General features: G+C 44.6%; 1 pseudogene. It reads left to right on the plus strand.

The window, feature by feature from the left end:
• Positions 1-41: 41 nt before the first annotated feature.
• Positions 42-332: pseudogene (locus tag F8C76_RS20005) on the plus strand (gamma-glutamyltransferase); the annotation flags it as partial.

A 332-nucleotide genomic window follows, 5' to 3' on the forward strand; every position in this document is an offset into this window, starting at 1 on the left:
CAGAACAAAAGATTTTAGACACTATCTAGCCATATACGGTTACGCCAAGCTCTCAAATCAAACCAGGAATGGGGCAGTTGCATGAGGGGAGCAATACCACGCATTATTCTGTAGCGGATAGGTGGGGGAATGCAGTCAGCGTTACTTACACCATTAACGCTTCTTATGGAAGCGCTGCTAGTATTGATGGGGCAGGATTTTTATTGAACAATGAAATGGATGATTTTTCCATAAAGCCAGGAAATCCTAATCTCTATGGTTTAGTAGGGGGCGATGCGAATGCGATTGAAGCCAATAAGCGCCCTTTAAGCTCCATGTCGCCTACGATTGTG

It is taken from the genome of Flagellimonas olearia (genome assembly GCF_009184425.1).
GTDB lineage: Bacteria > Bacteroidota > Bacteroidia > Flavobacteriales > Flavobacteriaceae > Flagellimonas > Flagellimonas olearia.